The sequence below is a fragment of the Quadrisphaera sp. KR29 genome, from assembly GCF_052644995.1.
In genome coordinates this window covers 1-11,323 of sequence record NZ_JBQXXG010000033.1, presented here as the reverse complement: position 1 = coordinate 11,323, position 11,323 = coordinate 1, and the positions used below count along the sequence as shown (strand labels likewise).

Sequence of the window (11,323 nt, the reverse complement as noted above, 5' to 3'; positions counted from 1 at the left end):
CCCCGGGGGGGGGGGGGGCCCCCCCCCCCCCCCCCCCCCCCCCCCCCCCCCCCCCCCCCCCCCGGGGGACGGGCGTGACGCCCCCCAGTCGGGTCGCGCTCGTCACGGGCGCGAGCAGCGGCATCGGCCGCGGGCTGGCCGAGGCGCTGGGCGCCGCCGGGCTGGCCGTCGGACTGCTCGGCCGTGACGGCCAGCGCCTGCAGGACGCGCTGGCCGCGGTGCGCGGCACCGGGGCCCGGGCCGCGGCCGCGCCCGCCGACGTCGTCGACCTCGCGGGCCTGCAGCGGGCGGTCGAGCAGCTCCAGGCCGAGCTCGGCCCGGTCGACCTGCTCGTCTCGGCCGCCGGGATCATCGAGGCGAGCGAGGTCCCCGTGTGGGAGGCCGACCCCGAGGAGTGGCGCCGCGTGGTCGAGGTCGACCTGGTCGGCGCCTTCCACGCGGTCCGCGCCGTCGTGCCGGGCATGGTGGAGCGGGGCGGCGGGCGCGTCATCCACCTGGACTCCGGTTCCGGCATCAGGGACTCGGCCGTCTACTCGGCCTACGGCGCGGCCAAGGCCGGGCTGTTCCGCCTCGGCGGCAGCCTGCACGCGGCCGGCGCCGCGCACGGTGTCACCGTGCTCGAGCTCGCCCCCGGGGTGGTGCGCACGCCGATGACGATGGCGATGGCCGCCCACGAGCAGCGCCGGCAGCGCGACGAGTGGACCAGCCAGGCTGAGGTCGACGCCCTCGCCGTCGCCTTCGCCCGCGGGGAGCTCGACGCGTTCTCGGGCCGGATGGTCCGCGCGGGCGTCGACACCCCGGCCTCGCTCTCCGCACGCGCCGCGGCAGGGTTCGACGACGACGACCGCACCCTGCGGCTGCGCCCCTGGGGCGCCGACGACCCCCTGCGCTAGCGCCCCGGGTGGATCTGCGCCACTGCGCGAGTGGCACGGGGTGGCCCTGGTCCCGCATGAGTGGAGCAGGGCCACCCTGCGCCCACCGGACGGGCAGCGTCGTCGCATGGTCATGCACGGGTCTGTATGATCTGTGGTGTGAAGAGGGTCGCGGTCGCGGGGGCGAGCGGGTACGCCGGGGGCGAGGCGCTGCGCCTGCTCCTGGGCCACCCCGAGGTGGAGGTCGGTGCGGTGACCGCCGCCTCCAGCGCCGGCGCCCGCCTGGGCGAGGTCCACCCGCACCTGCTGCCCCTGGCCCACCGGGTGCTGGCCGAGACCACCCCCGAGCTGCTCGCCGAGCACGACGCCGTCGTCCTGGCCCTGCCCCACGGCGCCTCCGCGGGGCTGGCGGCCCAGCTGCCCGAGGACGTGCTCGTGCTGGACTGCGGCGCCGACCACCGCCTGGCCGACCCGGTCGCGTGGAAGGCCTTCTACGGCACCGACCACGCCGGCACCTGGCCCTACGGCCTGCCCGAGCTGCCCACCGCGCCGGCCACGGCCACGACGGCAGCGGCGGGAGCGGCACCGCCCAAGCAGCGCGACGCCCTCGTCGGCGCGCGCCGGGTGGCCGTGCCCGGCTGCTACCCGACCGGCGTCTCCCTGGCGCTGGCGCCCGGCTTCGCCGCGGGCCTGCTCGAGCCCGACGACGTCGTCGTCGTCGCCGCCTCCGGCACCTCCGGCGCGGGGAAGGGCCTCAAGGCGAACCTGCTGGGCAGCGAGGTGATGGGCTCGATGAGCCCGTACGGCGTCGGCGGCGTGCACCGGCACACCCCCGAGGTCGAGCAGAACCTCTCCGGCGCCGCCGGCGAGCCGGTCACCGTGAGCTTCACGCCCACGCTGGCGCCGATGCCGCGCGGCATCCTGGCCACCTGCACCGCTCGAGTGAAGGCCGGCACCACCGCCGCCGCGCTGCGCGCCGCCTGGGAGCAGACCTACGCCGACGAGCCCTTCGTCCACGTGCTGCCCGAGGGCTCCTGGCCGCGCACCGCTGACGTGCTCGGTTCCAACGCGGTCGTCATGGGCCTCGCCCTGGACGAGCGGGTCGGGCGCGTCGTCGTCGTCGCCGCCGAGGACAACCTCACCAAGGGCACCGCCGGCGCGGCCGTGCAGTGCCTCAACCTCGCCTTCGGCCTGCCGGAGACCCTCGGCCTGCCCACCACCGGGCTGGCGCCGTGAGCGCCGGCCTGCTCCTGCACGAGCACCCCGGGGCGGTCTCCGTGGTGCGCCTGCCCGCCGACGCCCCCGACCCCACCTGGGCGCGCGGCGGCCCGCTGGTCTGCGTCGCGCGCAGCGCCGAGGAGCTCAGCGTGGTCTGCCCGGCCGTCGCCGTGCCCGAGCAGCTGCCCGGCCCCGTGCAGGGGCCCTACGCCGCCTTCGAGGTGGCCGGCCCCCTCGACTCCGCCCTGACCGGCGTGCTCGCCGGTCTGCTCCGCCCGCTCGCCGATGGAGGCATCAGCGTGTTCGCCCTCTCGACCTTCGACACCGACTGGGTGCTCGTGCCCTCCGGCAGCACCGCCCCGGCCACCGCCGCCTGGCGCGCCGCCGGCCACGAGGTGGAGGTGCTGGCCGCGTGAGCAGCACCACGGGGGTCACCGCGCCCCGCGGGTTCCGCGCCGCCGGCACCACCGCCGGGCTCAAGGCCAGCGGCAGGCCCGACGTGGCGCTGGTCGTCAACGACGGTCCCCGCCACGACGCCGCGGTGGTGCTCACCACCAACCGCGTGCAGGCCGCGCCGGTGCGCTGGACCCGCCAGGCGCTGTCCGACGGCCGCTGCGACGCCGTGGTCCTCAACTCCGGCGGCGCCAACGCCTGCACGGGGCCGCCCGGCTTCGTCGACACCCACACCACCGCCGAGGCCGTCGCCACGGCCCTCGGCGTCGGGGCCGCCGACGTCGCCGTCTGCTCCACCGGCCTCATCGGCGAGCGCCTGCCCCTGGAGAAGCTGCTCACCGGCGTCGCGGCGGCCGCGGCGGCCCTGGACGACGACGGCGGCGCCGCCGCGGCGACCGCGATCATGACGACCGACACGGTCCCCAAGCAGGCCGTGGCGCACGCGCCGTCAGGGGCGGGCTGGACCGTCGGCGGCATGGCCAAGGGCGCGGGCATGCTCGCCCCGGGCCTGGCCACGATGCTCGTGGTGCTCACCACCGACGCCGTCGCCGAGCCGGCCGCGCTCGACGCCGCCCTGCGCGCCGCCACGCGGGTCACCTTCGACCGGGTCGACTCCGACGGCTGCATGAGCACCAACGACACCGTCCTGCTGCTCGCCTCCGGTGCCTCGGGCACCGCCCCGGAGGCCGAGGAGCTGCGCGAGGCCGTCACCGCCGTCTGCGCCGACCTGGCCCGCCAGCTGGTCGCCGACGCCGAGGGCGCCAGCCACGACATCGCCGTGGAGGTGGTCGGCGCGGCCACCGAGGACGAGGCCGTCGCCGTGGCCCGCGCCGTGACCCGCTCCAACCTCTTCAAGGCGGCCGTCTTCGGCGGCGACCCCAACTGGGGCCGGGTGCTCGCCGCCGTCGGCACGACCGACGCCGCCTTCGACCCCGACGCCCTCGACGTCTCCTTCAACGGCGTCCAGGTGTGCCGCGCCGGCGCCGTGGGGGACCCGCGCGAGGGCGTGGACCTGACCGGCCGGGAGGTGCGGATCGTCGTCGACCTGCACGCCGGGCCGGCGACCGCGACGGTGTGGACCAACGACCTCACGCACGACTACGTGCACGAGAACAGCGCGTACTCCACGTGAGCGGGGAGCCGACCGTGCCCAGCGACGCCCAGGACCTGCGCCTGGTCAGCGCCGTCGACAAGGCCGCCGTGCTCGTCGAGGCCCTGCCCTACCTGGAGCAGTTCCACGGCTCCCTGGTGGTGGTCAAGTACGGCGGCAACGCCATGGTCGACCCGGCCCTGACGCGCGCCTTCGCCGCCGACGTCAACTTCCTGCGCCTGGCCGGCCTGCGCCCCGTCGTCGTCCACGGCGGCGGCCCGCAGATCTCCCGGATGCTCACGCGCCTGGGCATCGAGAGCGAGTTCCGCGGCGGCCTGCGCGTCACCACCCCCGAGGTCATGGACGTCGTGCGGATGGTGCTCACCGGCTCCGTCGGCCGCGAGCTGGTCGGCCTGCTCAACGCCTCCGGCCCGCACGCCGTCGGCCTGTCCGGAGAGGACGCCGGCCTGTTCACCGCCCGCCGCCGCCACGCGGTGGTGGACGGGGAGCCGGTGGACGTCGGGCTCGTCGGCGACGTCGTCGCCGTCGACCCGCGCGCCGTCCAGGACCTCCTGGACGCCGGGCGCATCCCCGTGGTCGCCACCGTCGCGCCCGAGGAGGACGGCGACGGCGTGCTCAACGTCAACGCCGACACCGCCGCCGCCGCGCTCGCGGTGGCCCTGGGCGCCCGCAAGCTCGTCGTCCTCACCGACGTCGAGGGCCTGTACGCCGACTGGCCCGACAGGTCCTCCCTCGTCTCCGAGATCGGCGCCGCCGACCTCGAGCAGCTGCTGCCGACCCTGGAGTCCGGGATGGTGCCCAAGATGGAGGCGTGCCTGCGCGCGGTGCGCGGGGGCGTGGAGGCCGCGCACGTCGTCGACGGGCGCGTGCCGCACACCCTGCTGGTGGAGGTCTTCACCGACTCCGGCGTGGGCACGATGGTGCTGCCGTGACCGCCCAGGAGCTCTCGGCGGACCTGCCCGCTGACCTGCCCGGAGTGCTGGCCCACCCCGACGGCGGGTCCGCGGCCTGGCTGGAGCGCCACGGCCGCGCGGTCATGGGCACCTACGGCACCCCGCTGCGCACGCTCGTGCGCGGTGAGGGCGCCCAGGTCTGGGACGCCGACGGCCGCCGCTACGTCGACCTGCTCGCCGGCATCGCCACCTCCGTGCTCGGGCACGCGCACCCGCTGCTGACGGCCGCGGTGACCAGCCAGATGGCCACCCTCGGGCACGTCTCCAACTTCTTCGCGACCCCCGCGCAGGTCGCCCTGGCCGAGCAGCTGCTCGCCATCACCCGCGCCGAGCCGGGCGGACGGGTCTTCTTCGCCAACTCCGGCGCGGAGGCCAACGAGGCCGCCTTCAAGATCGCCCGCCGCACGGGGCGCCCGCGCATCGTCGCAGCGCGCGGCGCCTTCCACGGCCGCACCATGGGCGCGCTGGCCATGACGTGGAACCCGGGGTACCGCGAGCCGTTCGCACCCCTGCCGGGCGGTGTCGAGCACGTCCCCTTCGGTGACGTCGACGCGCTCGCGGCCGCCCTGGCGGAGGTCGGCGACGACGGCGCACCGCGCGGCCAGGTGGCCGCCGTGGTGCTCGAGCCCGTGCAGGGGGAGGGCGGCGTGCTGCCCGCCCCCGACGGCTACCTCGCGGCCGCGCGGCGCCTCACCAGCGAGGCCGGTGCGCTGCTCGTCCTGGACGAGGTGCAGACCGGCATCGCGCGCACCGGGGCGTGGTTCGCCCACCAGCTGCCCGGCCTCGGCCTGGACCCCGGGACGCTGCCCGACGTCGTCACCCTGGCGAAGGCGCTCGGCGGGGGAGTGCCCGTCGGGGCCGCCGTCGCGGTGACCGAGCGGGCGGGCGGCCTGCTCGGCGCCGGCCAGCACGGCACCACCTACGGCGGCAACCCCCTGGCCACGGCGGCGGGCCTGGCGGTGCTGCACGTCGTCGAGCGCGACGGCCTCGCCGGCCGCGCCCGCTCGATCGGCGAGCAGCTGCGGGCCGCCGTCGACGCCCTCGTCGCCGACGGCGCCCCGCTGCTGGCGGGGCTGCGCGGCGCGGGCGCCCTGCAGGCCCTGGTGCTCGACGCCCCGGCGTCCAAGGACGTCGGCGCCGCGGCCCTGGAGGCGGGGTTCATCGTCAACGCGGTCGCGCCCGACGCGGTCCGGATCGCCCCGCCGCTGGTCCTCACCGACGCGCAGCTGGCCGAGTTCACCACCGCCCTGCCCGGCGTCCTGGAGCGCGCCGCGGCCGCCCGCGCCGCCGCGAGCCCCAGCGCCCCCGCCCAGCCCGCCCCGACCGGGAGCCCCGAATGAGCACCAGCGACCAGGCGACCCCGTTCCCGCAGCACTTCCTGCGCGACGACGACCTCACCCAGGCCCAGCAGGCCGACGTCCTGCGCCTGGCCATCGAGCTCAAGGCCGAGCGCGCCGCCGGGCGCCACCCCCGCCGGCCGCTCGAGGGCCCGAAGACGGCCGCGCTGCTCTTCGACAAGCCCTCCACCCGCACGCGCCTGTCCTTCTCGGTGGGCGTGGCGGAGCTGGGCGGGTTCCCGCTCGTCATCGACGCCGCCACGAGCCAGCTGGGCCGCGGCGAGCCGGTGGCCGACACCGCCCGCGTGCTCTCCCGGCAGGTCGCGGCGATCACGTGGCGCACCTTCGCGCAGGCCGACCTGGAGGCCATGGCCGCCGCGAGCTCCGTGCCGGTGGTCAACGCCCTCACCGACCTGCTGCACCCGTGCCAGGTCCTCGCCGACCTGCAGACCGTGGCCGAGCAGCGGCCGGGCGGCGTCGAGGGCCTGCCCGGCACGGTGTTCGCCTACGTCGGGGACGGCGGCAACAACATGGCCAACTCCTACCTGCTGGGCGGGGCGGTGGCCGGCCTGCACGTGCGCGTCGGCACGCCCGAGACCCACCTGCCCGACCCGGGAGTGCTCGAGGACGCCCGCCGCGCCGCCGCCACCACCGGCGGCTCGGTGACCGTCGTCCACGACGCCGCCGAGGCGGTGGCCGGCGCCGACGTCGTCGCCACCGACACCTGGGTCTCGATGGGCCAGGAGGGCGAGGCCGCCTCCCGCGAGACCCCCTTCGTGCCGTTCGCCGTCACCCCCGAGCTCCTGGCCGGCGCGGCGCCGGACGCGGGGGTGCTGCACTGCCTGCCCGCCTACCGCGGCAAGGAGGTCGACGCCACCTACCTGGACGGGACGGGCTCGTGGGTGTGGGACGAGGCCGAGAACCGCCTGCACGCGCAGAAGGCGCTGCTCGTGGCGCTGCTCGAGGCCCGCCAGGGCCGCCGCGGCGCGTGAGCGCGGGCTGCCGATGACGACGCCGCCCACACCGACGACGCCGGCCACGCCGACCGGGCGCCGCGCCCGCATCGCCGCGATCATCGCCGCGCGGGCCGTGCGCTCCCAGACCGAGCTCGCCGAGCTGCTCGCGGCCGACGGCGTCGTGGTCACCCAGGCCACGCTCTCGCGCGACCTGGTCGAGCTCGGCGCGGTCAAGGTCCGCTCCGGCGGGACCGCGGGGGGCCTGGTCTACGCCGTGCCCGCCGAGGGCGCCGACCGCACCCCGCGCCCCGCCGTCCCCGAGGCCGGCCGCGCCGCGCGCCTGGCCCGCCTGTGCGAGGAGCTGCTCGTCACTGCCGAGGCCTCCGGCGGCCTCGTCGTCGTCCGCACCCCGCCCGGCGCGGCGCAGTTCCTGGCCTCCGCCGTCGACCACGCCGCCCTGCCCGAGGTCATGGGCTGCATCGCCGGGGACGACACCGTGCTGCTCGTCGCCCGCCACCCCGACGGCGGCGCCGCGCTCGCGGCGCGCATGATCGCGCTGGCCGACGGCCGCCCCGAGCCCCGCACCACCGAGGAGACCCCGTGAGCCAGAGCCCCGCTGCCGACGACGCCGCCCGCGGCGGCACCACCGTCCAGGGGGCGCTGTGGGGCGGCAGGTTCGCCAGCGGCCCCGCGGCGGCGCTCGCGGCGCTGTCGAAGAGCACCCAGTTCGACTGGCGCCTGGCCCCCCACGACGTGCGCGCCTCGATGGCCCACGCCCGCGTGCTGCACACCGCCGGCCTGCTCACCGACGAGCAGCTGTCCCGGATGCTCGAGGTGCTGCAGGGCGTCCACGACGACGTCGTCACCGGCGCGCTGCAGCCCGCCGACGACGACGAGGACGTCCACGGCGCGCTGGAGCGCGTGCTCGTCGAGCGCGCCGGCGCCGACCTCGGCGGCCGCCTGCGCGCGGGCCGCTCCCGCAACGACCAGATCGCGACCCTGCTGCGGATGCACCTGCGCTCGGAGGCCGGCGCGATCCGCGCGCAGCTGCTGGAGCTGGTCGAGGTGCTCGCCGCCACCGCGCAGGCCCACCCCACCGCCGCGATGCCCGGCCGCACCCACCTGCAGCACGCCCAGCCGGTGCTGCTGGCCCACCACCTGCTCGCCCACGCCTGGGCGCTGCTGCGCGACGTGGAGCGCTTCCGCGACTGGGACGTCCGCGCGGCCCTGTCCCCCTACGGCTCCGGCGCGCTCGCGGGCTCCTCCCTGGGCCTGGACCCGGAGGCGGTCGCCGCCGAGCTGGGCTTCGCCGGGTCGGTGCCCAACAGCATCGACGGCACCGCGAGCCGCGACGTGGCCGCGGAGTTCGCCTTCGTGGCGGCGATGGTCGGCGTCGACCTGTCCCGCCTGGCGGAGGAGGTGGTGCTGTGGGCCACCAAGGAGTTCGGCTTCGTGGCGCTCGACGACGCCTTCTCGACCGGGTCGAGCATCATGCCGCAGAAGAAGAACCCCGACATCGCCGAGCTCGCGCGCGGCAAGGCGGGGCGCCTCATCGGTGACCTCACCGGCCTGCTCGCCACGCTGAAGGCCCTCCCGCTCGCCTACAACCGCGACCTGCAGGAGGACAAGGAGCCGGTCTTCGACGCCGCCGACACGCTGCTCCTCCTGCTCCCCGCGTTCACGGGGATGGTCGCGACGCTGCGCTTCGACACCGCGCGCCTGGCCGAGCTCGCGCCGCAGGGGTTCTCGCTGGCCACGGACGTCGCCGACCACCTCGTGCGGCTGGGGGTGCCGTTCCGGGACGCCCACGAGGCAGCCGGCGCCGCCGTGCGGCGCTGCGAGGAGCTGGGCTGCGAGCTGGACGAGCTGCCCGACGCCGACCTCGCGGCGGTCCACCCCCGGCTGGGGGAGGACCCGGCAGCGGTCAGGGCGGTGCTCACGGTGGAGGGCTCCATCGCCTCCCGCGACGCCCGCGGCGGGACCGCGCCGGCCCGGGTGGCCGAGCAGCTCGCCGAGCTGCGCGCCGCCGCGGCCGCCCTCCGCACGTGATCATGGTCCCCCGCGAGCGGGAGGTCCCCCCAGCCCGCCACCCTCCCCGACCGTGATCACGGGCGTCCTGCGCGCAGAGCCGGTGCCGCGCGCCTTCTTCGACAGGCCGGTCCTCGAGGTGGCCCGCGACCTGCTCGGCCGCGTCGTGGTCCACAGCACCGAGGACGGCGACGTCGCGGTCCGGCTCACCGAGGTCGAGGCCTACGCCGGCCCCGGCGACCCCGGCTCGCACGCCGCCCGCGGCCGCACCCCGCGCACGGCCGTCATGTTCGGCCCGCCCGGCCACGCCTACGTCTACTTCAGCTACGGCATGCACTGGTGCGCCAACCTCGTGTGCGGCCCGGAGGGGACGGCGTCCGCCGTGCTGCTGCGCGCGGGGGAGGTGGTCGGCGGCCTCGAGCTGGCGCGCTCGCGACGCCCCGCGGCCCGCCGGGACGTCGACCTCGCCCGCGGACCCGCGCGGCTGGCCTCCGCGCTGGGCCTCGGCAGGGCCCAGGACGGAGCGGACCTGTGCGCGCCCACCTCCGCGCTGCGCGTGCTCGACGCGCCCCCGCCGTCGTCGTCCCCGTCCCCCGCGGCCGAGGTCCGGACCGGCCCGCGGGTCGGCGTCTCGGGGGAGGGCGGGGACGGCGGGCGCTACCCCTGGCGGTTCTGGCTGGCGGGGGAGCCCACCGTCTCGCCCTACCGCGTGGCGGCGCCGCGGCGGCGTCGGGCAGGCTCTGCGGCGAGCCCTGCACCGACCTCGACGACGGGGCCGACCGACGAGGAGAGCGCGCAGTGACCACGGCACCCGCACCCGGGATCATCGACGAGCTGCGCTGGCGGGGCGTGCTGGCGCAGAGCACCGACGAGGACGCGCTGCGCGCCGCCCTCGCGGCCGGGCCGGTCACCTTCTACGTGGGCTTCGACCCCACCGCGCCGAGCCTGCACATGGGCAACCTCGTCCAGCTGGTCACCGCGCGGCGCCTCCAGGACGCCGGGCACACCCCGCTGCTGCTCGTCGGGGGGTCCACCGGTCTGGTCGGCGACCCGCGCATGAGCGGGGAGCGCGTGCTCAACGACCCCGAGGTGGTGGCGAGCTGGGTCGCGCGCATCGCCGAGCAGGTGCGCCCCTTCGTCTCCTTCGAGGGGCCCAACGCCGCGCGGCTGGTGAACAACCTCGACTGGACGGCGCCCATGAGCGCCATCGAGTTCCTCCGCGACGTCGGCAAGCACTTCCGGGTGGGACGCATGCTCGCCAAGGAGGCGGTCTCGGCGCGGATGGCCTCCGACGAGGGCATCAGCTTCACCGAGTTCAGCTACCAGATCCTGCAGGGCATGGACTACCTGGAGCTGTTCCGCCGGTACGGCTGCACGCTGCAGACCGGCGGCTCCGACCAGTGGGGGAACATCACCAGCGGCGTGGACCTCATCCACCGGGTGGAGGGGGCGTCCGTGCACGCGCTGTCCACCCAGCTCATCACCAAGCCCGACGGCACCAAGTTCGGCAAGACCGAGTCCGGCACCGTCTGGCTGAGCCCGGAGATGACCAGCCCGTACGCCTTCTACCAGTTCTGGCTGGCGGCCGAGGACGCCGCCGTGGACTGGTACCTGCGCGTCTTCACCCAGCGCACCAAGGAGGAGCTGGAGGCGCTCGCGGAGGAGACGGCGGCGCGCCCCCAGGCGCGGGCGGCGCAGCGGCTGCTGGCGCAGGACGTCACCACGCTCGTGCACGGCGCGGACACGACGGCGCGGGTGGAGGCGGCCAGCGCGGCGCTCTTCGGCCAGGGGGAGCTCGCCGCCCTGGACGAGCAGACGCTCGGGTCCGCGCTGGCGGAGCTGCCCACGGCGAGGGTGGCGGCGGGGGAGCCGCTGCTCGTGCCCCGGCTGCTCGCGGAGGCCGGCGTGGTGCCGAGCGCCTCGGCAGGACGACGTGCCGTCGCGGAAGGCGGCGCCTACGTCAACAACGAGCGGTGGGCGGACGCCGACCTGGCCGTGGAGCGCTCCGCCCTGCTGCACGGCCGGTGGCTGGTGCTGCGCCGCGGCAAGCGCACGCTCGCCGCCGTGGACGCCGCCTGACGGGTGCCCCGAGGTGACGCCGCGTGACCGGACGCGGCTCTCGCACGGTCACGCCGGTGTCTCAGCCGTGTGAACGGCGTGTGACCTGGGCGGGTGCCGAGCACGTCGGTGGCCTGGCGCGCGGGCGGCCCCCCGGGTTTGACGCTCACCGGAGCGTCACGTACTGTTCTTCTCGTTCGCCCGCCGGGCGGGCCGGCCCGGAAGGGTAGGCCCCGGACGGGAGGACCCCCTCGACAGGATCCGGTCGGCAACGACCGGGTGGTTGTTGCGGGTAGGATGGAGGCATCCCGAACGAACGGCCGGAAGGCCCGGACTC

At 77.0% G+C, this 11,323-nt stretch carries 11 protein-coding genes; all 11 read left to right on the top strand.

Annotated elements, in window-relative coordinates; all coding sequences use genetic code 11:
- Positions 1-74 precede the first annotated feature (74 nt).
- The 11 genes from ACUN9U_RS18135 (at position 75) to tyrS (ending at position 11,007) form a co-directional block, all read left to right on the top strand.
- The gene (locus ACUN9U_RS18135) at positions 75-893 is read left to right on the top strand and encodes an SDR family oxidoreductase (protein ID WP_445486398.1); all 819 of its coding nucleotides are present in this window, start codon (positions 75-77) and stop codon (positions 891-893) included.
- A gap of 138 nt (positions 894-1,031) precedes the next feature.
- A complete protein-coding gene (argC, locus tag ACUN9U_RS18130; protein ID WP_445486397.1) occupies positions 1,032-2,108 on the top strand; it encodes an N-acetyl-gamma-glutamyl-phosphate reductase in 1,077 nt (358 codons plus the stop codon).
- Positions 2,105-2,506 carry an ACT domain-containing protein gene (locus ACUN9U_RS18125; RefSeq protein ID WP_445486396.1) on the top strand — a complete coding sequence of 134 codons (402 nt, stop codon included), beginning with the start codon at positions 2,105-2,107 and terminating at the stop codon, positions 2,504-2,506. Before argC ends, ACUN9U_RS18125 begins: the two co-directional genes overlap by 4 nt.
- A complete protein-coding gene (argJ, locus tag ACUN9U_RS18120) occupies positions 2,503-3,675 on the top strand; it encodes a bifunctional glutamate N-acetyltransferase/amino-acid acetyltransferase ArgJ (RefSeq protein ID WP_445486395.1) in 1,173 nt (390 codons plus the stop codon). The genes ACUN9U_RS18125 and argJ overlap by 4 nt, the downstream gene beginning before the upstream one ends.
- A 14-nt stretch (positions 3,676-3,689) precedes the next feature.
- Positions 3,690-4,586, top strand: a complete 897-nt coding sequence (gene argB, locus ACUN9U_RS18115; RefSeq protein ID WP_445486394.1) for an acetylglutamate kinase — start codon at positions 3,690-3,692, stop codon at positions 4,584-4,586.
- Entirely contained in the window at positions 4,583-5,947 is a 1,365-nt protein-coding gene (locus ACUN9U_RS18110) for an acetylornithine transaminase (protein ID WP_445486393.1), read from the top strand. Before argB ends, ACUN9U_RS18110 begins: the two co-directional genes overlap by 4 nt.
- On the top strand, positions 5,944-6,936 hold the full coding sequence (gene argF, locus ACUN9U_RS18105; RefSeq protein ID WP_445486392.1) for an ornithine carbamoyltransferase: 993 nt from the start codon (positions 5,944-5,946) through the stop codon (positions 6,934-6,936). The genes ACUN9U_RS18110 and argF overlap by 4 nt, the downstream gene beginning before the upstream one ends.
- A 13-nt stretch (positions 6,937-6,949) precedes the next feature.
- Complete coding sequence (locus ACUN9U_RS18100; protein WP_445486391.1) at positions 6,950-7,504, top strand: arginine repressor; 555 nt, start codon at positions 6,950-6,952, stop codon at positions 7,502-7,504.
- Positions 7,501-8,949, top strand: coding sequence for an argininosuccinate lyase (argH, locus tag ACUN9U_RS18095; protein ID WP_445486390.1), 1,449 nt, complete (start codon positions 7,501-7,503; stop codon positions 8,947-8,949). The genes ACUN9U_RS18100 and argH overlap by 4 nt, the downstream gene beginning before the upstream one ends.
- A 55-nt stretch (positions 8,950-9,004) precedes the next feature.
- Positions 9,005-9,730 carry a DNA-3-methyladenine glycosylase gene (locus ACUN9U_RS18090; protein ID WP_445486399.1) on the top strand — a complete coding sequence of 242 codons (726 nt, stop codon included), beginning with the start codon at positions 9,005-9,007 and terminating at the stop codon, positions 9,728-9,730.
- Positions 9,727-11,007: a tyrosine--tRNA ligase gene (tyrS, locus tag ACUN9U_RS18085; protein WP_445486389.1), complete on the top strand. Its 1,281-nt coding sequence runs from the start codon at positions 9,727-9,729 to the stop codon at positions 11,005-11,007. The genes ACUN9U_RS18090 and tyrS overlap by 4 nt, the downstream gene beginning before the upstream one ends.
- Positions 11,008-11,323: the final 316 nt, after the last annotated feature.